Source organism: Acinetobacter sp. I-MWF (genome assembly GCF_025433935.1).
Classification (GTDB): Bacteria; Pseudomonadota; Gammaproteobacteria; order Pseudomonadales; family Moraxellaceae; genus Acinetobacter; species Acinetobacter guillouiae.
The window spans coordinates 880,056-902,226 of record NZ_JAMBAR010000001.1 but is presented as its reverse complement, the minus strand read 5'-3'; the positions used below and the strand labels follow the sequence as shown (position 1 = coordinate 902,226).

19 protein-coding genes are annotated in these 22,171 nt (G+C 37.2%); 10 read left to right on the top strand and 9 right to left on the bottom strand.

From position 1 onward, the window contains the following. Positions 1-1,061: 1,061 nt before the first annotated feature. From M2R48_RS04290 to M2R48_RS04260, 7 genes are all read right to left on the bottom strand, one after another. Entirely contained in the window at positions 1,062-1,910 is an 849-nt protein-coding gene (locus tag M2R48_RS04290) for a class II glutamine amidotransferase (RefSeq protein ID WP_016539214.1), read from the bottom strand. A 185-nt stretch (positions 1,911-2,095) separates the two neighbouring features. Then, positions 2,096-2,881: a GNAT family N-acetyltransferase gene (locus tag M2R48_RS04285; RefSeq protein ID WP_004819394.1), complete on the bottom strand. Its 786-nt coding sequence runs from the start codon at positions 2,879-2,881 to the stop codon at positions 2,096-2,098. Positions 2,882-3,056: 175 nt separating this feature from the next. Beyond that, on the bottom strand, positions 3,057-3,962 hold the full coding sequence (gene argB / locus M2R48_RS04280) for an acetylglutamate kinase (RefSeq protein WP_004722746.1): 906 nt from the start codon (positions 3,960-3,962) through the stop codon (positions 3,057-3,059). Between the two features lie 58 nt (positions 3,963-4,020). After that, the gene (locus M2R48_RS04275) at positions 4,021-5,460 is read right to left on the bottom strand and encodes a phosphomannomutase/phosphoglucomutase (RefSeq protein WP_262085190.1); all 1,440 of its coding nucleotides are present in this window, start codon (positions 5,458-5,460) and stop codon (positions 4,021-4,023) included. A 229-nt stretch (positions 5,461-5,689) separates the two neighbouring features. Next, positions 5,690-6,142: a dUTP diphosphatase gene (gene dut / locus M2R48_RS04270; RefSeq protein WP_056514627.1), complete on the bottom strand. Its 453-nt coding sequence runs from the start codon at positions 6,140-6,142 to the stop codon at positions 5,690-5,692. Positions 6,143-6,243: 101 nt separating this feature from the next. Next, positions 6,244-8,283 carry a UvrD-helicase domain-containing protein gene (locus tag M2R48_RS04265; protein ID WP_004722749.1) on the bottom strand — a complete coding sequence of 680 codons (2,040 nt, stop codon included), beginning with the start codon at positions 8,281-8,283 and terminating at the stop codon, positions 6,244-6,246. Positions 8,284-8,734: 451 nt separating this feature from the next. Continuing rightward, entirely contained in the window at positions 8,735-9,385 is a 651-nt protein-coding gene (locus tag M2R48_RS04260; RefSeq protein ID WP_004722751.1) for an OmpA family protein, read from the bottom strand. A gap of 382 nt (positions 9,386-9,767) precedes the next feature. Between M2R48_RS04260 and M2R48_RS04255 the strand changes: the two genes are divergently transcribed. From M2R48_RS04255 to M2R48_RS04230, 6 genes are all read left to right on the top strand, one after another. Further along, complete coding sequence (locus tag M2R48_RS04255) at positions 9,768-10,685, top strand: acyltransferase (RefSeq protein WP_004722754.1); 918 nt, start codon at positions 9,768-9,770, stop codon at positions 10,683-10,685. 36 nt (positions 10,686-10,721) lie between these two features. After that, positions 10,722-11,774, top strand: coding sequence for a preprotein translocase subunit SecA (locus tag M2R48_RS04250; RefSeq protein WP_410004155.1), 1,053 nt, complete (start codon positions 10,722-10,724; stop codon positions 11,772-11,774). A gap of 139 nt (positions 11,775-11,913) precedes the next feature. Beyond that, positions 11,914-12,633, top strand: coding sequence for a septum site-determining protein MinC (gene minC / locus M2R48_RS04245; protein ID WP_262085189.1), 720 nt, complete (start codon positions 11,914-11,916; stop codon positions 12,631-12,633). A gap of 66 nt (positions 12,634-12,699) precedes the next feature. Continuing rightward, positions 12,700-13,512 (top strand): septum site-determining protein MinD, encoded by an 813-nt coding sequence (gene minD / locus M2R48_RS04240; RefSeq protein ID WP_004722761.1) that lies wholly within the window; start codon positions 12,700-12,702, stop codon positions 13,510-13,512. 2 nt (positions 13,513-13,514) lie between these two features. Next, positions 13,515-13,787 (top strand): cell division topological specificity factor MinE, encoded by a 273-nt coding sequence (minE, locus tag M2R48_RS04235; RefSeq protein WP_004722763.1) that lies wholly within the window; start codon positions 13,515-13,517, stop codon positions 13,785-13,787. Between the two features lie 222 nt (positions 13,788-14,009). Further along, positions 14,010-14,297 carry a PA4642 family protein gene (locus M2R48_RS04230; protein ID WP_151956520.1) on the top strand — a complete coding sequence of 96 codons (288 nt, stop codon included), beginning with the start codon at positions 14,010-14,012 and terminating at the stop codon, positions 14,295-14,297. A gap of 357 nt (positions 14,298-14,654) precedes the next feature. Here M2R48_RS04230 and M2R48_RS04225 read toward each other — a convergent pair whose 3' ends face one another. Further along, a complete protein-coding gene (locus M2R48_RS04225) occupies positions 14,655-16,259 on the bottom strand; it encodes an isocitrate lyase (protein WP_004722767.1) in 1,605 nt (534 codons plus the stop codon). A gap of 625 nt (positions 16,260-16,884) precedes the next feature. Here M2R48_RS04225 and M2R48_RS04220 point away from each other — a divergent pair. From M2R48_RS04220 to M2R48_RS04210, 3 genes are all read left to right on the top strand, one after another. After that, positions 16,885-17,874: a LysR family transcriptional regulator gene (locus M2R48_RS04220; RefSeq protein WP_004722769.1), complete on the top strand. Its 990-nt coding sequence runs from the start codon at positions 16,885-16,887 to the stop codon at positions 17,872-17,874. Positions 17,875-18,002: 128 nt separating this feature from the next. Further along, positions 18,003-19,331, top strand: coding sequence for a hemolysin family protein (locus tag M2R48_RS04215; protein WP_034610998.1), 1,329 nt, complete (start codon positions 18,003-18,005; stop codon positions 19,329-19,331). Positions 19,332-19,726: 395 nt separating this feature from the next. Beyond that, positions 19,727-21,067, top strand: a complete 1,341-nt coding sequence (locus M2R48_RS04210; protein ID WP_004722773.1) for a CitMHS family transporter — start codon at positions 19,727-19,729, stop codon at positions 21,065-21,067. A 100-nt stretch (positions 21,068-21,167) separates the two neighbouring features. Here M2R48_RS04210 and M2R48_RS04205 read toward each other — a convergent pair whose 3' ends face one another. Further along, positions 21,168-21,668 (bottom strand): hypothetical protein, encoded by a 501-nt coding sequence (locus M2R48_RS04205; RefSeq protein WP_004819381.1) that lies wholly within the window; start codon positions 21,666-21,668, stop codon positions 21,168-21,170. Between the two features lie 127 nt (positions 21,669-21,795). Here M2R48_RS04205 and M2R48_RS04200 point away from each other — a divergent pair, with 127 nt between their 5' ends. Then, on the top strand, positions 21,796-22,071 hold the full coding sequence (locus M2R48_RS04200) for a hypothetical protein (protein ID WP_262085188.1): 276 nt from the start codon (positions 21,796-21,798) through the stop codon (positions 22,069-22,071). Positions 22,072-22,171: the final 100 nt, after the last annotated feature.

Sequence of the window (22,171 nt, the reverse complement as noted above, 5' to 3'; positions counted from 1 at the left end):
TAATGTCTTGACCTTCAGCAACCATATTAACGGCTATCTCTCTAAATAAAAATGAACTGTATTAGTCGGGATTCATTAAAAAAAATATGAAATAAATTAAGTTATTGTTTATACTTGGATAATATTTTAATCCGCACTAAAAGAGTAAGATATTTTTTAACCAATTATTAAGTTTAAATAATTTTATTGATTGTCTATATTTATTATTTAGCATGATTAAATGATTATACCTGTGTAATCAAAAAAAATTTAAAAAACTACCTCAAATGATATTTTTATTTGCTCTTTTTCATACGATTACTCGTGATAAAATTACTTAATCATTTTTGCAAAATAAGAAAAAATATTCTTTTGTGATTTTTTTATATTTTTAAATAATTTCTTTATTCAAGTGAAAATTATTTAATATGTGCTATTTTAATTTCACTTATTTCATGATCCACTTTTAAAAGAGTTGAAATATAAATTTTATCATGACAATTTTATATAATAGACTTCTTTCATAAGTCCTTTTTAAAACCATAAATCAACCTAAAAGTGCCCTCATCCTAGCCTTCTCCCAAAGCGAGAAGGAACTTTCAATACCAATATGATTCACTCTACATCATCATTTTTTGATTTATGAAAGATCTTTAATATTTAAAAAATTATAACGATATTATTACTCATTTTTTTCAATAAAATATAATTAAACATTATTATTTCATTATCTTCTCTTTGCTTTAACAACATCAAAATATTCCGTTAAGTCTCAAAGATGACCTGATCCTAGACAATTGAATATGAGACTTTGATCATTCAAAATAATGCGATTTACAATAAATAATCCGAAGTAATTTTTACAGGATATCGTGAAAAAGCCTGCAAATGAATGATAAAGAAATTACTATCGATCTAAGATAATTCTTGCATCTATAGTTGGTGCAAAAGCACCTATAAAAACCTGAATGGGCTAGATAAATTGAATTATTTTTTATTTTTACAATGATTTATATTTAAAAAAACATGGAGTTAGCGAATAATACCTCCCCCAATCATCACATGAATTCATTCAGATCAAACTAATATTGATCTGCCTTGGTGACTCTAACCAAACTTGGATCAGCAGCCTCACGAGCAAGTCTTTCGACATGTGTTGTTGCTGTTTTTATCACTTGACCATCTTTAAATAAAATCATCTCACCAGGCTGGTATGCGGTCCAAACTTCATTTTGAGTTAACGGCTCTGTGGTAATCACGGCAACACGATCTTCTTTTGTTGTAAATTGACTAAAATCAATATCAACATCAATATCAACTAAGCGTGCATATGTAAATGGATACTCACGTACAATCCAATGCAGCTTCGTTGTCGCATAACTAAACAATGCTTGTCCATTGGAGAGGCAAAAATTAAAAGTGCCATATTCTGCAATTTTAGGTGAAATTTCTTCAAGCAAGGCAAATACATCATTTAAACTCGGTTCAAAATAACCAAATCTTAAAACCAGTTGTTCAAGCAAATAACAAAATGCCAGCTCACTGTCGGTACTGCCTACAGGGGTAAAACGCCCCGACAAATGTGGATGAAAGTTATGTAAATCACCATTGTGTGCAAAAATCCACTGTCTGCCCCATAACTCACGAATAAAGGGGTGAGAGTTTTCTAAGGTAATTTTACCTTGAGTTGCTTTGCGAATATGCGCAATGACATTCCGTGATTTGATTGGATAGTTACGTACCAGTTCAGCAATCGGTGACAAGACTGCAGATTGATTGTCGACAAATAAACGACATGCTTTATCTTCAAAAAAGGCAATACCAAACCCATCAGAATGATCAGAGGTTATTCCTGCACGTTGAGAAAACCCACGAAATGAGAAAGTAATATCAGTGGGAGCAGCGCAGTTCATTCCAAGCAATTGGCACATAGTGTATTCATACAGCATTTTATTTATAAGAATATTGTGCATGACTACGCATCTGCTTGCAAATCTCAATAACTGAAAATAACTGCAAACAGATGCATATTAGACCAATCACTTAACATAGATCAGCAGAATAATTGGGTACTTATTCGCGGATCAAACTCTAAATCCCCTTATTTTTCGGGCACTCAGCGATTAACCATTTTGTTTAAAACAAAATTTTTGGCAATTTCATTGACATCTAAAAAGACAAAATAATCTAAACAATTAAATGCTTCATCGTGATATGCCTGTTTCGATAAACGCGCATTCATTTTCAAATAGACATCAAACAACTTTGGAATTCGTTCATCTTGTGGAAAGCTATACTCTGGATGACTTGGTTCAAAAGCGAGATTTGCCTTTATATCAATCGACTGTTTGGCAGTCATTTTCTTCAAATGCTGATGTGTATAGTAAGCACGTGCTTTATTGTCTTCCAAACGAATGCTGACACATCCCATTAAGTGTTTTGCCTTCATTTTCCACAGTACTGTCGGAACCAAATTTAACCACAACATCGACAATGCACGTCCATTACGATAACGCGGATGTACACAAGTACGGCCTATTTCCACAATATTAGATAGATGTGAAAGTTGAGAAACATCAAATTCTTGTGCGCTATAACTACGTGCAAGCTCATGCCCCTGAATCAACTTCAGGCGTGTATAGGCAACAATCTCATTGCTCCATTTATCACGTAATACCGCATGCTCACAATCAAGGTCATATAAATCTTGATCTAATCCATTTTCAAATGTAATGCCAAACTGATCTGCGAATTGTACTGCACGAAATTTTTGTACTTCTTTGAGTTGTTTCAGGTCTTCAACCCATTCAAATTTATATTGTGATTGTGCTTTTTTAGGTTTTGGTAAGGGTAAATTTAAGTTCTGGAAGTTCTGACGATACTGATTTAATTTTGCGAACATATTTTCGACTCCTTGAGCTTTTACTTACACTAGGCAATCCCGATGACACTTATATGACGAAAAAATGACCGTTTAAAAACACGCTATGAATGGTGAATTTGAAATAAAATCGGTAAAACAAAAAAGCCAATGTTTTCACACTGGCATTTAAAAAAAATAATGTACTGATTAAAAATTATTTCTGAGGCTTGGCACGATTGGTAATTAAGGTTCCTACACCATGATCGGTAAAGATTTCTAAGAGTGTTGCATGAGGTACCCGTCCATCTACAATGTGCGCACTCACAACCCCACCTTTAACCGCATCTAAGGCACAACCCACTTTAGGAATCATTCCCCCATAAATCACCCCAGTTTCAATGAGACGATCGACTTCTTGAGTACTAAGACCCGTTAGGAGGTTTTTATTTTCATCTAAAACACCTGATATATTGGTCAATAGAATCAATTTTTCCGCACCTAAAGCTTCTGCCACTTTACCTGCGACTAAGTCTGCATTGATATTATAAGTTTGACCGTCTTCATCTACACCTAAAGGCGCAATCACTGGAATAAAATCACTTTGGGTAAACATTTCTAAAACGTCAGTTTTAACCCCAGTCACTTCCCCGACCAAACCTAAGTCAATTTGCGTGACTGTACCATCTGCAAGTGTCTTTTCCATCAAGAGCTTTTGAGCACGCAATAAATTACCGTCTTTACCCGTTAAACCAATGGCACGTCCACCATGCTGATTAATCAGATTAACGATAGATTTATTTACACTGCCGCCTAAAACCATCTCGACCACTTCCATGGTTGCAGGATCCGTTACCCGCATTCCATCAATACGATCAGACTCACGGCCCAACTGTTTAAGCAATGAATCTACTTGTGGACCACCACCATGTACGACAATCGGATTTAAACCTACAGTTTTGAGTAAAACGATATCGCGAGCAAATGAGCTTTCCAACTCTGGATCAGTCATTGCATTGCCGCCATATTTTACAACGAGTGTTTTACCTGAAAATCGTTGAATATATGGCAAAGCCTCTGTCAATATTTGCGCTTTGTCGATGCCAGTATGCTGATGTGGCATTCGCCTCTCCTTAGTGAGCTGTAGGAATTAGACTGATGAATATGGATGATGCAAGAAATCAGTGTGCCTGTAGAATATCTTGGGCGATCATAGGATAACGATCACTGAGCATAGACGCAAATGTCTGACGAATTTCATTTAAACAATTTGGACAATCTGCATCAAAACGTACGGTAAAATATTCACCTGTATTTGATGCCCGAATAATGCCAAAACCATGCTCAAAATCAAGGCGAACACCATCAATTTTACTCAGCTCAGCACCAAATTGTTGACTGAGCTGTTCAATCTCATTCAAAACAATTTTCGGATCAGTACGATGGGTACTGATATAAGTATCTTCAGTATAAAAACGGTCAGGATAACAGGCTAAAATTTCAGACAATGTTGCTTGAGGAAAACAACATAAGTATTCCATCACACGTAAAGCCGCATACAAACCATCGTCATAACCAAGTCCACGCCCATCATTAAATACATAATGACCTGCGTACTCACCACCAAAGACAGCTTGGCCTTTTGATTGCGACATGTATTTGCGTAAAAAACTACTCCCAGTCCGAATCATCTTGGCTTGACCGCCCAAGCGTTCAACCACTTGACGTACCATAGATGAACATTTCACATCAAATACAATTTCATGCTGTGGATGATCTTTTAAACACATTTGGGCAAACAATGCTAAAAGCCGATCCGCTGAAATAATATGGGCATTTTCATCCAACAAAACCACACGATCGCCATCACCATCTAAAGCAATACCAATGTCTGCCTGATGATTAAGTACATTTTGTCGTAATAATTCTAAATGCGTGGCTTGTGAAGGATCCGGTGCATGGTCGGGGAAGTTTCCATCAGCATTACAACGTAATGCAATCACCTCACAACCCAATTTTTTTAAAACAAGATTGGCACAAAATCCTGCTGAACCGTTTAAGCCATCAATCACGACTTTGAGCGGTCGGGTTAAATGAATATCTTTTAATAATGCAGACTGATAGGACAGACAAAATTCAGATTTAATTTGATGAGTCGTAGTTAGAATCACAGATTTTGCATCAATCCATGGCAACTGATGACTTTGCAGATAATTTTTTGCTTGAATGCCTATGTTTTGAATCATTTCAGGAGACGGTGGCTCAAACTGCATAATCCATTTAATACCATTGTCAGTTTTTGGATTATGACTGGCTGTGACCATGATGCCATTGCCCTGCGTATTTCTTGCAGCAAAGTACAATTGTGGGGTAGCACAACAACCTATTTCAGTCACTTCAATGTCTTTATTTTGAAATACTTGTTTGATAATTTGAGCATACGCAGGACTACTTAATCGAGCATCGTATCCCAAGGTAATTTTTGATTGACCCTTTTCAATCAGTTGATCAACTAAAGCATATGCGATTGCCTGAATCAATTCAGGTGGCATCATTTCAACTTTTCCACGAATATCATAAGCGCGGAAAATCTGAAAAGGAAAATCATTCATCTTTTTCATAAGCAAAACTTCTATTTGCTTAACCCTTTATTTCGTCAGCTTTATCGCTCTAATGATAAGCAAGCAATTCATTTATATGAGAATATTTATATCGGGTCAAATGCAATATACTAAAAAACTCTTGATAATATATTCAATTTTATATACAGCGTTATACATACTTTTTGTTACAATTCAATATTACATTAAAAAAGCCTGATAAATCAGGCTTTAAAATAATGAGAAAAATCTAGTTCTTCCCAGTGTGACCAAAACCACCAGCACCACGTTCAGTCGCTTCAAATTCATTTACAATATCAAATTGCGCTTGAACTACAGGCACCAAAACATACTGTGCTAAACGCTCACCTGGTTCTAAAGTAAAGGTGGTTTGACCTCGATTCCAAACAGAAACCATCAATTCGCCTTGATAATCTGAATCAATTAAGCCCACCAAGTTGCCCAATACGATCCCATGCTTATGGCCCAAGCCCGACCGTGGTAAAACCAGACCAGCAAAATTAGTATCTTCAATATAAATGGCCATACCTGTTTTAACTAGCACAGTTTGACCAGGTTCAATTTGAATCGCTTCCTCTACACATGCACGTAAGTCCAAACCCGCTGAACCTGTTGTTGCGTATGTTGGCATTGGCCATTCTTGACCTAAACGTTGATCAAGTACTTTTACTTGAACTTTCATATTGAAATCCTTGGTTAAATAAAGCTGTTAAAGGTTCTTCAATGTCTTCCGATCTGTTTAAAAGCAAATCGAAAGAAAAATAAAAGAACTGATTTAAAAAATTAACGTTTTAATAACGCTTTTAAGTTTTGTAAATATTGCTGTGCCTGTTGTTTAGGATCAACATTTTCAGCTAATTTTTTCTTACGTCCTAACCAATCCAACTCATCTTGTGGTAATTCATCTAAGAAGCGGCTCGGGGTCATTTGTTTCATTTGCCCACCATTTTTACGCTGCTCAGCCAAAGTTAAGGTTAAACCTTGTTGTGCACGGGTAATACCCACGTACATTAAACGGCGTTCCTCTTCAATCGTTTCCGCGGCAATGGAGTTCTTATGTGGCAGAAGCTCTTCTTCTAAGCCCATAATATAAACAAATGGAAATTCCAGACCTTTAGATGCATGTAATGTCAGCAGGTTAACTTTATCGGTGTCTTCATCTTCCTGTTGTTGCTCAAGCATATCTAGCAACACCATTTTACGAATCACACTTTCAATGTTCTTTTCATCTACATCTTCAGCACGGTTGATTAAGCTTTGAATACTGGTATAGAGCATCTCCACATTATCAATCTTGGTTTTTTCTTGTGCAGGCGTTGCAGCAGTTTCACGTAAATAATCGATATAGCCTGCATCATTCATCATTTGACGAATTTTAGGAACAGGTTCATCGTCATCTAACAATTCACGAGTGAAATCATTGATAAAGCCAGCAAACTCAGCCAATTGTGTAGTGGCCTTTTTCGGCATTACCATAGTTAAGCGTTGATCACTTGCCGCAGCCAACAGTGATAAATGATTTTCTTGGGCAAAAAGACCTAACTTTTCAAGTGTTACTGGGCCAATCGCACGTTTAGGCGTATTGATAATACGAAGGAAAGCACTGTCATCTTCAGGGTTGATGATGATACGCAAGTAGCTCATCACATCTTTAATTTCTGCACGACCAAAGAAAGATTGACCACCAGAGAGCTTGTATGGAATCTGCATTTGACGTAGCTGAGTTTCCAATACACGTGCTTGGAAATTTCCGCGATACAACACCGCATAATCTTTCCAGTTTTTGCCATTCATCAATTTATGCGTGAGCAGGTCTTTTACTACGCGTTCAGATTCATCATCATCATTACGACAGGTGATGATTCGAATGACTTCACCATGGCCTTTATCACTCCACAACTTTTTATCAAAAATGTGTGGGTTATTTTCAATGACATGGTTCGCGGCTTTTAAAATACGACTGGTAGAGCGATAGTTTTGCTCCAGCTTAATCACTTTTAAATTGCGGAAATCTTCTTTGAGCAATGCCATATTTTCAGGCTTTGCACCACGCCATGCATAAATGGATTGGTCATCATCACCTACAGCGGTGAACTGCCCCATCACACCGACCAATAATTTTACCAAAATATATTGCGCGGTATTGGTGTCTTGATACTCATCCACAAGTAGATAGCGAACTCGGTTTTGCCAACGATCACGAACTTCTGCATTGTCTTGTAAGAGGCGTGTTGGCATCACGATCAGATCATCAAAATCTACGGCATTATAAGCACGTAAATTTCGTTCATATAATTGATACAAGTGGGCAAATTGCACATCTTCTGGTGTTTCACAAGTCGTATGTGCTTGTTCAGGCACAATCAAATCATTTTTCCAATCTGAAATCTTTTTCATGGCTTTAGCAATTAATTCTTTGCTTTCAGCGCCCGATAAATTATCACGATGCATCAAATCCATAAGAATACGCTTACAGTCATCGGCATCAAGGATTGAGAAGTTATTTTTCAGTGGAGTATTTTTCAGCTCAATTCGTAATAAATTTAAACCAAAGGTATGGAAGGTTGAAACCGAAAGCCCTTTGCCCTCTTCTTTGCCCAACAACTTACCAACACGTTCTTTCATTTCACGTGCAGCTTTATTGGTAAAGGTCATTGCGGTAATTCGATGTGCAGGAATCCCACACTGTTGAACCAAATACGCAATTTTTCTTGTAATTACTGAGGTTTTACCTGAACCCGCCCCTGCAAGTACTAACAAGGGTCCTTGAGTATATTTCATGGCTTCAAGTTGCTTGTCATTCAGTTGACTTGCTTTCGACATTGTTCATCCTCTAAAAACTTCGAGCTCGATTATAGTCATCTAAAGTAGAGTTGCAAAATGCTTAATTTGAATTTTTCCAATATAAAAACCAGATAAAAATAATTTCAGTTAAATTCTGCTTTAGTTTCAAACCTTCTTGTTTCAATACTCTATTTTGTTATGAGTTGTTGTTATTCAGTTGACTGGTGATCAAGTGGCGAAAGCATAACCAAAAGCCAGCATAACGGCTAGCAAATAGCAGCAAGAAGAAAGACCTTTATAGCATCAACGCTGGTTTTAATAATAAAAAATCTGAATCGTAACCTTAAACAGATTGATGCGGTTTAAATAAAAATTTGGAGCATAAAAAAAGGAATCATAGCGAACCATGACTCCTTTTCAATGCTTTCAACTCAATGCCTTCAACTAAAAAATACGTTACTGTTGTTACGATTTCTTAGTTTGTCAGATATTAGTTTGCTGCATAAATGCTGATTTCAACACGACGGTTCTGTTCACGACCCGCAGCAGTTGAGTTATCTGCGATTGGGTTTTGTGAGCCATAACCTTGAGTATCAATACGGCTCGCTACACCTTTACCTTTAAGGTAGTTTGCAACTGAATACGCACGGTTTTGAGACAATGGAATATTGATTGAATCATTACCCGTATTATCTGTATAACCCGTAACAAGAATTACACTCTTGTTATCTTCCATTAAAGTTTGAGCAACTTTATTTAAAGTACCGTAGAAGTTCGGCTTAATTGTTGATTTGTTGGTATCAAACGTGATGCTACCAGGCATAATTAACGCAACAGAACCATCTGGATTACGGTTAACTTCTACACCAGTACCCTGCATTTGTTGGCGTAATTTCTTCTCTTTATTGTCTAAATAAAGACCAGTACCCGCACCTAAAAGCGCACCAATTGCTGCTGCACGATTGTTTTGTGCAGATGAGTTTGCATTACCACGAGACAAACCATAGCCCGCTGCTGCACCGATCAAACCACCAATAGCAGATTTGTCGTACTCCATACCACCGATGTTATTACCAGTTGTTTGACAGCCAGAAAGTACTAAAGCCCCTGCTGTAAGTGTTGTAATTAATAGTGCACGCATTGCATGCCTCCAAGTTGTGTTTTTTGTTAGCTTAATTTTGGTATAAAAAACAAAGCACCACTATAGGCGTTTTGTTAACAATCACGTATTTTTTTACATTTTGTAATATTTACAATGAAATTTACAAATGTGATCATCATAATTTATACATAGTCATTAAATGTGTCTTTTTTAATTGCATTGTAACGACTATATTTAGAGTCTGTGGACAATTCGTCTATGTTTACAACGATGTATATTTTTGAGCGAATACGAAGCAGCAAATCCGAAATCTAGTTATGCTAAATCAAGACTAACATGATTTTCCAAGGCCGCAACGTGATAGTAAAAAATATCCTAGTCGCTTGAACTGGCACTCACAATAAATCATTAGGACTGTTCTATGTCATCTCAACAGCAGAAGCAACCTATTTTAAAAAAAATTACGAAAGGTTTAACCGTTGGCTCAGTGATTACTGGTAGTACTTTTTTTCACGGCCCGCCTGTTTTAGCTTTAGGCTTGACCAAATTATTTAAAAAGTCAAAAAAGGTGGATGAAACCAATATCAACATCACCAATAGTTGGTTAAGCGTCAATAATTGGTTGATTGATCATGTTCTTCCTGAAACACAATGGGACATTACCGTTGATGAAAACTTGGATTTAAATATGCAAGGTCGTTATTTGATGACCTGTAATCATCAAAGTTGGGTCGATACCACCGTAAACCAATATTTTGGTCTAACACGCATGCCACTCACCCGCTTTTTCACCAAATGGGAACTTATTTTCATACCATTTGTCGGGCAAGCCTTTAAAATTCTCGGCTTTCCGATGATGAAACGCCATACAAAAGAACAGATTGCAAAAAATCCTGAACTGAAAACACGTGATATGGAAGAAGCACGTAAAGCCTGTGAACAGTTATTAAGCCAGCCTTTTACGCTGCTCAACTATCTTGAAGGAACACGCTTTACCCCAGAAAAACATGCTCAACAACAATCGCCTTTTACCAATTTACTTAAACCTAAGGCTGGTGGACTTGCACTCGCTTTAAGTATCTTAGGTGATAAGATTGATGCATTGGTGGATATGACCATTGTGTATCCAGATGGTGCACCCGGTTATGGCGAGTTTTGGTTAGGCGAAGTCCCTCGAATTGCAGTCAATATGCGTAAAATTGAGATTCCTGAATGGGTACTAGGCGGCAATTATGAAGATGATGCAGAATATCGCGAACGCTTTCAAAACTGGGTTGATGATTTATGGACTGAAAAAGATCAACTGATTAGCACCATAAAACAAAAATATAACCACTAACTTTCAATTGAAGAAAAACCACAGAATAGGATGGATATGACAGAGCAAGTTCCACCACTCGAAAATAGTACAGAAACGAAAAACGATATGTCACGAGGATGGTGGATCGCTTTTGGTTATGACATCTTTATGATGTTTATTATCATCTTTAATTTATTCTGTTTATGTGCCAATGCTTTTTTAATGAGTAATTTTGGTGACTGGCTTTTCAATGAAATTCATTTACCGCAAGTTTTACAGTATTACAAAACAGATCTGCACCCATGGGTGATTAAAACGGAAAGCTGGTTTATTACCTTTTTGATTATTGAATTAGGCATTCGCTGGCTCATCGCAATCATCAACAAACACCATGCGCGTTGGTTTTTCTTTCCATTTATTCATTGGTATGAAATTTTAGCAATTATTCCTTATTTACGTTTTTTACGTTTAATTCGCGTCGGTATTATTGCTTATCATTTTCATGAGTTAGGTTATAAGGTTATTCCCGATAACATTCTAAAACGTGTGCTGTTTTATTATCGAGTGCTGATGGAAGAATTATCTGATCGTGTTGTGATTACAGTCATTGATGGAATTAAACAAGAATTAGATACAAGTTCCAGTCATAAGAAAATCATTCATGATTTGATTGACCATCATAGAGAGCGTTTTGCACAAACCTTAGCGGAAGTCTTACAAGAGTCTTTAGCCACTGAATTAAAAGCACAAAGTCATGTAATTAGCCATAATGTTGGACAGATTGTACGTCAAGCCATTGAAGACACTCCGCAATTGACTCAATTATTGCGCATGATCCCAATTGCCGGCAGTATGATTGAAAATCAGATTCAAAATATTGGGCAACAGTTAGGTGAGAATATTACTCAAGGATTGGTAGAACCTTTTACAGAAGGCAATTTACACAATCCAAACGCGACCTATCAACTGATTTCAACCAAATTAAGCCAGTTAAATATTGAAAATCAGAAGCTTGAAGAACTAGTTGAATCTGTAGTCTATGAAAGTTTAGAATCGTTAAGGAAGCAAGTGAAAGTAAAACAATGGCAGCTTGAATTAGAAAAAAATGATCAAGTAAAAGATGAGTGATTCAAAGAATAAGCAATTCATTGAAAATATTTGTATCTTTGCTAGAGAAATCATTCAATATGTTCTAGCATTTGCCCTATTTCACAATTTTTGACGCTTAGATAGAAAATTTAGGTCACACGCCTTTTAAGGAATAATTATGGCTGATATACGGATTACAGGCAGAATGGTTAATTTTACCCGATTAACCTTCGATACTAATGATCATGATGCCATCCGCCAGCAATTAACTTCAATGATGAGTGAAACCTCTTATCAAGGGGCTTTGGTCATTATTGATACTACAGTTGAACAAGAGCTTATTGCCCTGATTCAACTTATTATCAGTCTAGATTTACAGCCTATGGCTGTGATTGATGGTTTATTGGGTGATCAAGCACGTGCAATTCAATTCCCAGTCTTGCCTGCCGATCGTCCATTGCAACGGATTAAACCGACGAAAGAACAAGTGGTTGAAACTCCAGTAAAAGCACCTACTGTAGCAACACCAAATACAAGCGTAGATGCACCTAAAACATTGAGTCATGTAACCTCATACCATGATGAAATTTTAAGAACTGGACAATGTCTGGTTCAAGATCATGGGGACATCATACTGAATGCTGGTATTAACAGTGGTTCGGAAGTGATTGCTTCAGGAAATATACATATCTATGGCAGTGTTCGTGGTAGAGTCATTGCAGGTGCAGGTGGTAACACCATTGCAAGAATTTTTTGTCATTCACTAGAAGCCGAATTGGTTTCTATTGCAGGAACATATTGTGTAGCAGATGACATTCCTCAAGATGTCATTAAAAAGGCTGTACATATTTACTTGAATGACCAGCAAGAGCTAGTGTTTGAAGCTTTGCAATTTTAAGGTATAAATTAACACCATATAAAACTCGTTTAATCGGGTAAAATGACCATAACAGGAGTGGATTCGGTGGCCAAAATTGTTGTCGTTACATCAGGCAAAGGTGGCGTAGGTAAAACTACGACGAGTGCATCTTTTGCAACAGGATTAGCCCTACGTGGTCATAAAACTGTTGTGATTGATTTCGATGTGGGTTTGCGTAATTTAGATTTGATCATGGGCTGTGAACGCCGCGTGGTGTATGATTTTGTTAATGTCATTAATAACGAAGCACGCTTACAACAAGCATTGATTCGTGATAAAGATATTGAAAATCTTTATATTTTACCTGCATCACAAACCCGTGATAAAGATGCGTTGAGCGATGATGGTGTTGCTCGTGTAATCGATGAGCTTTCGCAAGAGTTCGATTATATTATTTGTGACTCACCTGCGGGGATCGAGCGTGGCGCGATTTTAGCCATGTATCATGCAGATGAGGCAATTATTGTAACAAACCCAGAAATCTCTTCTGTTCGAGATTCAGACCGTATTATTGGTATGCTCGACAGCAAGACGAAAAAAGTAGAAAACAACGAAGGGCGTGTTCGTAAGCATTTATGTATTACGCGTTTTAACCCTGAACGTGCCGATAAACAAGAAATGTTGACCATTGATGATATCTCAAAAGATATCTTACGTGTACCAACTTTAGGCGTCATTCCAGAGTGCCCTAGCGTACTTCAGGCATCGAATGAAGGTAAACCCGTCATTCTTTACCAAGAAGCATCTGCTGGGCAAGCATATGATGATTTAGTTGCGCGTTTCTTGGGTGAGGAACGTCCTTATCGACATATTACAGTGAAACCTAAGGGTTGGTTAGCACGGTTATTTGGAGCGTAGAAATGGCAGGATTTTGGAGTAAACTTTTTAGCAATGATGACAAACCATCTAGCGCCCAAACTGCTAAAGATCGCTTAAAAGTTATTGTTGCTTCTGAAAACGGTTTGGGCAAACGTTTAAGCCAAGACAAGATTGACCAAATGAAGAAAGAAATCATGCAAGTGGTTAATCGTTATGTCCGTGGTGTGGATGAACAGCATATTCAAATGCAAGTTCGTTCTGAAGCCAACATTGAAATGTTGGAAATGAATATCAATTTACCTGAAGAACGATAATTTCATTATTGATTAGTCAAGTGAATTGATTCAGGGCAAAATATAGGGCAGAGTCAAAAAGCATTGCTTTTACTCATGCAATATATTTTGCCCTTTTTATTTTAGATTTTTTTCAGCTAAATATTGTATTTATCCTTATTAAACAAAAGATCAGTAAGGTTTATATAATGCTGCAAATCAATCATTTGATTTAGAATTATTTTATTTTGAGGAGATGCTGTTATGGCACTTTCACAGCCAGCAACGTTCAATGAAGAATGGTCAGACGAGCGTGTATTTGCCTATTTAGATCAACTTCCTCCTGAAGGTACCAATACAGATTTTCATGTACTTTATCATGCATTTAAACATATGCGCCCATTTGACTATGAGCGTTTGTTGACCAAGTTTGTTGCTGATGGTCGAGACATCAATGCAACCAATCCTGAAGGTCAACGTATTCATGATGTGATCGCAGAATATCCGCGTCAAAAAGAAGGTTTCTTAGAAGTATTGGCAAAGTTTGCTTAACGACTAAAATACGCGAATAACACAATACAACTCAATATTGTTAATCAATAAATGCCTGATGAATTTCATTGGGCATTTTTATTTTATACAGCCCTCTTTTTCTCAATGTATATCACAAAGCGCTCTAACGTATCGTCATCACTATTGAATACAATAATTTAAATACTTATACACATCAACATGAATAAACTTTGCTAAAATCCGCTATTTGATTCAGTCTTTAACGATGTTTTAACATCATCGACCTCTATTTAATTCAAACAACAATATGCTGTGTAAACTAAATCCTACAGTTAACTTAATCAGCTGCCATAAAAAAACCCAGCTTACGCTGGGTTCTTCGAATCAAGTCAGTGCTTAGTGAGCAGCGAATTGGTTCATTGTGTTTTTAGCATCGTCATGCGCTTTAAGTGCATTGTCACCAGAGAAGATTTCTTTGTGATCATCACCGATGTCAGAACCCGCCATTGCTTGGTGTTTAACACAAGCGATACCACCACGGATTTCTTTACGTTGTACGCCAGCAACATAAGCCAACATACCTTCAGTACCGAAGTAACCTTGTGCAAGCTCATGAGTAGAAAGCGCAGCAGTATGGTAAGTCGGAAGTGTAATCAAGTGATGGAATACACCAGCTTCACGAGAAGCATCTGCTTGGAATGTACGGATTTTCGAGTCAGCATCAGCAGCCAATTCAGAAGCATCGTACTCAGCGCTCATTAATTTAGCACGGTCATAAGCAGAAACGTCTTTACCTTCAGCAACCCAACGATCGTAAGCTTGTTGACGGAAGTTTAAAGTCCAGTTGAATGATGGGCTGTTGTTATAAACAAGCTTCGCATTTGGAACTGTTTCACGTACACGGTTAACCATGTGTGCAATTTCTTCAACGTTTGGAGTCGCAGTTTCGATCCAAAGAAGATCTGCACCGTTTTGTAAGCTAGACACACAGTCAAGTACAACACGGTCAATTTGAGTACCTTCACGGAACTGATATAAGCCAGAAGCTAAACGCTTAGGACGGTGTAATTTACCATCACGTTTAATCAAGATTTCATCTTCTTGAGCATCAGCAATGTCAATTTCAGTTGTGTCTAAGTAGCTGATATATTGAGAAGCAATATCACCTGGCTCTTTAACCACTGGGATTTTTTGAGTCAAGTCAGCGCCTTCAGAGTCAGTACGCGCAACGATGATACCGTCATCAAGACCCATTTCTAAGAATGCATAACGTAATGCATGGATTTTAGAGATAAAGTCTTCATGTGGAACTGTTACTTTACCAGCTTGGTGACCACATTGTTTAGCATCAGATACTTGGTTTTCGATTTGTAGTGCACAAGCACCAGCTTCGATCATCTTACGTGCAAGTAAATAAGTCGCTTCTTCGTTACCGAAACCAGCATCGATGTCCGCAATAATTGGCACAACGTGAGTTTGGAAACCGTCGATTTGAGCAGTGATTTCAGCAGCTTTAGCAGTATCACCAGCTTCGTTTGCTTTTTTAAGTGCACGGAATAAATCGTTAAGTTCTTTCGCATCAGCTTGACGTAAGAATGTATAGATTTCAGCGATTAAAGCAGGTACAGAAGTTTTTTCGTGCATAGATTGGTCAGGAAGTGGACCGAATTCTGAACGAAGTGCAGCAACCATCCAACCAGAAAGGTAGATATAACGTTTGCTTGTAGTACCGAAATATTTTTTGTTCGCAATCATTTTTTGTTGTGCAATGAAACCATGCCAGCAACCTAAAGATTGAGTGTATTTGCTAGAGTCAGCATCATATTCAGCCATATCACGACGCATGATCGCAGCTGTATATTTAGCGATATCTAAACCAGTTTTGAATTGGTTTTGCATTTGCATACGCGCAGCATCTTCTGGGCTAATATCGCGCCATGTGCTTCCGAATTTTGCTTTTAATTCACGGATTGCATCAATCGCTGTTTGGTATGTAGTCATGATATGTTCCTGTAATAATATTAGGATTTCATCAATCGAAGAGCTAAATCCACTCGGTATTTGTTTGTACAGATTTAGAACACTTCGTTGTTATGGTCTTAGCTTAGATTGACTCCTCAAATTAATCCAATATTCTGAGTTAATTTTCAGTATTTATTTAAAAAATATGTAGATCAAAGTCGTATTATAATTATATAAAAAATCTCTAACTCTTTAATTTATAAAACCTTATATAAAACCCAATCATCTATTTTTTGCTTAAATAGCAGACAATTTACTGATTTTATCGCTATTAGACTTAAGTCTGAGCTTGTAACAAAAAAACCAGAACTGGATTTTTTTGATATAAAAATACCCTGAATGATCAATAATCACACAAAGCATAATCGCCGAATTCATCCATTGAGAAACAATGCTGTTGCTCAAAAATCTGCTGGTCTTGATGTATAATGAGGAGATTAGGATTTATTCAAGCATGCATCTCAATTTTAAACCAAGACAATAAATCTTGATCCTTCTACAACAATAAATCGCCTGCTGTTTTTTTATCTACTTTTTACACAAAAGCATTTCCTTATGGCATAATCCCCTGTGATTTCTAAATTTTATTTTCGGTATTTTTTTTATGAATCTGGAGCGGGTCGATCTCAACCTCTTAATTTACCTTGACGTTCTTTTACGTGAAAAAAATGTGACTCGTGCTGCTGAACAGCTTGGTGTTACCCAACCCGCAATGAGTAATATTTTACGTCGTCTTCGTAATTTATTTAATGACCCTCTTTTAATTCGTTCTTCTGAAGGTATGACACCAACAGAACGTGCTTTAGAATTACAACCCCGCATCCGTGACGCACTGTCTGATTTATCGATGATTTTGGAACCTCGTACTGAGTTCCGACCTTATACTTCAAACCGTGTATTCCGTATTATGACCTCTGATTATGCCGAAGCGACACTTGTTCCTCGTCTAGTCAAAGCCTTGCGCTCAGAAGCACCGAATGTTGTACTCGACTTTTTAACACCAAGTGACGTGTCATATCGTGACATGGAACAAGGTAAAGTTGATTTAGCCATTAACCGTTTTAATGAAATCCCACAAAGCTTTCACCAAGTTTTAGTATGGCGTGACAGTTTCTCTTGCCTACTCAATAACAAACATCCCGCTTCGAGTAATTTAAATCTTAAAAGTTATTTAGATGCGCAACATATCTGGGTATCAAAAACAGGTATGGGGGTCGGTTTTGGTGTGAATCCTGAGAAACAAGCAGGATTGGGTTGGATTGATCAAGCTTTAGAGCGAATTGGTCAAAAGCGTAAAATTTCAGTCTTTACTCGTCATTATCAAATGCCGGCATTGTTGGCTTCAAATGTCGATTTGATTGCAACATTACCAACCCGTATCGCCCGTTTACAAGCCAAAAGCCAAAATTTACTCATTAAAGATCCGCCTTTTTATATTCCAGAATTTGAATTAAAAATGGCATGGTGCCCGTTACTTCATCATCATCCTGCACATCGTTGGTTACGCCAATTGATTCTTTATGTTGCACGTCAAATGATTGAAGAAGAAAATCGTGAATTTATGCAAAATAATTCGCATTTTTCTCAATATTAATAGGAATTTTCTTAAATTCTTATCATTTCAAGCTTATACTAATTCCAGATCGGTAGTGTGTTACTCACTACCACCCCCTTTTATGTGTTAAAAATATCTCATAATAATGATGATCCATAGGTGGATTCGTGAGCCTGTTCCAGAATATCCTAATCATCGCTGTCCTCATCGCAGGAGCTGGTTTTTTATCTTTAACTGAAATCGCCCTTGCAGGTGCGCGTAAAGTTAAACTCAAAATTCTTGCCGAATCTGGCGATGAGAGAGCACAAAAAGTCCTAGACTTACAGCAAAACTCTGCCGATTTCTTTGCCGCATCCCAAATCGGTTTAAATGCTGTTGCTATTCTTGGCGGTATTTTAGGTGAAGGTGCCTTTCGCCCTTATTTTCTTGAATTTGTCTCGCGTTTCTATGTTGGAAATTGGACAGAAACCATTAGCTTTGTCCTCTCATTTACTTTAGTCACTTCACTATTTATTCTTTTTGCCGATTTAATGCCAAAACGTATGGCAATGATTGCACCGGAAAAAATTGCGGTTTCAGTCATTAATCCCATCCAGATCTTCATCGTGGTCTGTAAACCCTTAGCGTGGTTTATCAATGCGGTGGCTAATTTGTTGTTCCGCTTGTTTAAAGTCAATACAACACGTGAAGACAACATTACCTTTGATGATATTTCAGCGGTGATGGATGCAGGTGCTCAGGCAGGTGTTTTACAAAAGCAAGAACATCATTTTATTGAAAATGTATTTGAACTTGAAGAACGTAATGTTCCATCTAGTATGACCCCACGTGAAAACGTGGTGTTTTTTACTTTAAAAGAACCAGAAGAAAGTATCCGCCAAAAGCTAGCTGAATACCCTTATTCAAAGTTCCTGGTTTGTAACGAAACCATTGACCAAGTGATTGGCTATGTAGATGCTAAAGATATTTTAGTACGTATTCTGAATAATCAGAAAATTAATCAATTACATGAATCAACCATTCGTACAGTATTAACCATTCCTGACTCATTGACCCTTTCTGAACTTCTTGACCGCTTCCGCTCAAGCAAAGAAAAATTTGCGGTAGTATTTAATGAATACGCGCTTGTGGTTGGTGTTATTACCCTGTCAGATATCATGATCACTGTGATGGGCGACTGGGTTACACCAATGGATGAAGAGCTACAAATCATTAAACGGGATAACAACTCATGGTTGATCGATGGGAGTACTCCAATTGAAGACATGAAGCATGCCTTAGCCATTGATGAAATGCCAGATGAAGAAAACTATGAAACACTGGCAGGTTTTATGATGTATCAGTTAAGAAAAATTCCTAAACCAGCTGACACGGTGATTTTTGGTGGTTATAAATTTGAAGTGGTCGATGTAGATCATTTTAAAATTGACCAGCTACTGGTCACTCGATTACTTGAAAAAGCAGAACCATCAAGCTCAGAAGATTCTTCACAGTAAGTTTCTTTAGCGTATTTAAAGCTTAGCAATCACCTTGCTAAGCTTTTTTTATGCAAAGTAGTGCTTCAATATTAAAACTTTCAGAGCGTCTTTGATTAGATTATGGGCTTTTGATTTATAAATTTTAAAAATATGAAAATTAACATGAACTCAATTATTAAAAAGAAAAAATATAATAAACATATAAATCAATAATATATAATTTATAACCATTTTGGTGCAAAAATAATATTCATTTTTAAATATCTGTTTTGAATACTCTATTTATTTAAAAAATAGTACTGAATTCAGTATTTCTACAAGGATATTTTAATTTAATCAAATAACTATTAGCATGCTTCTGCTTAAAAAACTAAAAGACTTCTGTTAAAAAAGTCTCATTCAAGGATCGAACTATGCTAACCGTATTAGGTTTGGGCATGATTTTGTGCTTTATGTACTTAATCATGTCTAGACGAATGACTGCGCTTGCAGCACTCACACTTATTCCAATTTTATTTGCATTAATCGCTTACGGTCTTAGCTTCTATTTCGACAGCCTTGGGCATTTAGAAATCAAACAGCTCGGTGAAATGATGCTTGATGGTGTGAAAAAACTTGCACCAACAGGCGTAATGCTACTTTTTGCAATTCTCTATTTTGCCATCATGATTGACACGGGATTGTTTGATCCTTCTGTAAAGTTCATCTTAAAGCTGGTCAAAGGTGATCCCCTTAAAGTCGTTATTGGTACTATTACCCTGACACTCATCGTCTCTCTTGATGGTGATGGTTCAACCACCTACATGATTTGTGTGGCAGCAATGCTTCCGCTCTATAAAAAATTAGGTATGAGCCCGCTGATTATGGCGTGTTTAATGATGCTGGCAAGCGGAATCATGAACCTTACCCCTTGGGGTGGACCAACGGCACGTGCTGCAAGTGCGCTGCATGTAGAGGCGAGTGAAATCTTTGTGCCTATGGTTTTACCAATGCTGGCTGCAATTCTTTGGCTCTATTTTGTCGGTTTTATGTATGGTCGCATGGAACGTAAACGCTTAGGTATTATTGAACTTGATGTTAGTCATGGTGATGACATTCAAATTTCAAGTAATCCAGAAGCGAATCGTGCACACTTAAGATGGTTCAATGGCTTATTAACCGTCGTACTGATGATCTGTTTGGTGAAAGGTGTGTTGCCTTTACCGATCTTATTTATGATCGCACTTTGTATTGCATTGGTGGTGAACTATAAAGACGTCGATATGCAAAAATCTTTGGTTGCTCATCATGCAGGTAGTGCCCTAAACGTTGTGGGTATTATTTTTGCTGCAGGGATTTTTACTGGGATTCTTTCAGGGACAGGCATGGTTGATGCGATGTCGAAAGAATTGGTGGCGATTATCCCACAAAGTATGGGGCCTTTCTTAGCACCAATTACTGCTGTGATTAGTATGCCTTTGACCTTCTTTATGTCGAATGATGCTTTCTATTATGGGGTGTTACCGATCCTTTCAGAAGCAGCAAGTCATTATGGTATTACACCTGTAGAAATGGCACGTGCTTCAATTGTCGGCCAACCTGTGCACTTACTGTCACCATTGGTTCCTTCTACCTATTTATTATGTGGATTGGCTGGTATCGAATTTGGACAGCATCAGAAGTTCACCATTAAATGGGCGATTCTGACCTGCTTGGTAATGCTGGTTGCAGCCATGCTGCTCGGTGTATTCCCACTCTATTCAACACTCCACTAATGGACAAAAGCCGATATTTATATCGGCTTTTTTTCATTTTAAATAGATTATTTTCATCATCATCTATTTAAAATAATGATTTATTTACAATCAAATCCAATTAAGGATGAATCAAGACATCGAGCAACGCTTGATAATGAATTGAAATGTCATCTTCTAAAATTTTATAGGCGCTATCGAACTGTACCATTGGCCAGCCTTCTTTCCAGAAAGGGAAAATATTATGTAGGTCACGCGTCACGGTGGCATCTTCACGAATAATCGCTTGAGCAACTTGCGATAGCACTTGAGCAGTTTCTGCACCATCAATGGCTAAATAATCGATACCTTTTGCTTTTAAAATACGAACACGATCTTTCTTATAACGAATTTTCTTGGCTTGTGCTTCATTTAAATTTAAAGCCAAAGTCACTGCTTCAACAAGTTTGTCTTCAAAGCTTTGATGTAAAGCAACCAATGCCTGTTTATGTGCTTCTTGACGCCCTGCTTTTCCACCATCACGAATGATTTTTTGTGCTTCAACATTCAGTTCATCCGATTTCATCGACTGAAGAATGTCTAAAATTTCAATATCACTTAATGAAGCAGAAGAATCTGTCATGGGAGTCCTAAAACAAAAATAAATAGAAACTCTATTTTCGCACAATTTTAAAATTAAGTCAGAGATAATGTTAATCTGCTGCGATGTATCTCGAACTGATCAAATAACAATAAAGGATGATAGTTTAATGTCTGTTTTAGCCTTACTGGCCTGTACCAGTTTTTATTCCGCCTTGTATCTTATCTATTTTTATTTTGCTCAACAACCACAACCTCTTTTCCTTATATTGGCAGTGAGTTTACTCATATTTGCTTACCGAATTACTCCAGCGTCTTATCAAAAGGGACGACAACCATTTAACCGCACCTTGAATCATGAAAATTGGCTGACTTTGCCGCTTTACACATGCTGGCAATTGTTTATCTTACCTATACGCTTGTTGCTGTCCAAATTTCTTGATTAAGACCATTCGATAAAATCTTATCAATAAGCATAAACTGACAATTTTTTGCTTTCTTAATTGGGATTTTTTTGCTATTGATTTGATATGCCAATAAAAAGTG

Excerpts from the sequence above, each read along its gene's own strand:
- M2R48_RS04290 (WP_016539214.1), bottom strand. The coding sequence starts at position 1,910 with ATGTGCCAATTGCTTGGAATGAACTGCGCTGCTCCCACTGATATTACT.
- M2R48_RS04285 (WP_004819394.1), bottom strand. The coding sequence starts at position 2,881 with ATGTTCGCAAAATTAAATCAGTATCGTCAGAACTTCCAGAACTTAAAT.
- argB (WP_004722746.1), bottom strand. The coding sequence starts at position 3,962 with ATGCCACATCAGCATACTGGCATCGACAAAGCGCAAATATTGACAGAG.
- M2R48_RS04275 (WP_262085190.1), bottom strand. The coding sequence starts at position 5,460 with ATGAAAAAGATGAATGATTTTCCTTTTCAGATTTTCCGCGCTTATGAT.
- dut (WP_056514627.1), bottom strand. The coding sequence starts at position 6,142 with ATGAAAGTTCAAGTAAAAGTACTTGATCAACGTTTAGGTCAAGAATGG.
- M2R48_RS04265 (WP_004722749.1), bottom strand. The coding sequence starts at position 8,283 with ATGTCGAAAGCAAGTCAACTGAATGACAAGCAACTTGAAGCCATGAAA.
- M2R48_RS04260 (WP_004722751.1), bottom strand. The coding sequence starts at position 9,385 with ATGCGTGCACTATTAATTACAACACTTACAGCAGGGGCTTTAGTACTT.
- M2R48_RS04255 (WP_004722754.1), top strand. The coding sequence starts at position 9,768 with ATGTCATCTCAACAGCAGAAGCAACCTATTTTAAAAAAAATTACGAAA.
- M2R48_RS04250 (WP_410004155.1), top strand. The coding sequence starts at position 10,722 with ATGACAGAGCAAGTTCCACCACTCGAAAATAGTACAGAAACGAAAAAC.
- minC (WP_262085189.1), top strand. The coding sequence starts at position 11,914 with ATGGCTGATATACGGATTACAGGCAGAATGGTTAATTTTACCCGATTA.
- minE (WP_004722763.1), top strand. The coding sequence starts at position 13,515 with ATGGCAGGATTTTGGAGTAAACTTTTTAGCAATGATGACAAACCATCT.
- M2R48_RS04230 (WP_151956520.1), top strand. The coding sequence starts at position 14,010 with ATGGCACTTTCACAGCCAGCAACGTTCAATGAAGAATGGTCAGACGAG.
- M2R48_RS04225 (WP_004722767.1), bottom strand. The coding sequence starts at position 16,259 with ATGACTACATACCAAACAGCGATTGATGCAATCCGTGAATTAAAAGCA.
- M2R48_RS04220 (WP_004722769.1), top strand. The coding sequence starts at position 16,885 with ATGAATCTGGAGCGGGTCGATCTCAACCTCTTAATTTACCTTGACGTT.
- M2R48_RS04210 (WP_004722773.1), top strand. The coding sequence starts at position 19,727 with ATGCTAACCGTATTAGGTTTGGGCATGATTTTGTGCTTTATGTACTTA.
- M2R48_RS04205 (WP_004819381.1), bottom strand. The coding sequence starts at position 21,668 with ATGACAGATTCTTCTGCTTCATTAAGTGATATTGAAATTTTAGACATT.
- M2R48_RS04200 (WP_262085188.1), top strand. The coding sequence starts at position 21,796 with ATGTCTGTTTTAGCCTTACTGGCCTGTACCAGTTTTTATTCCGCCTTG.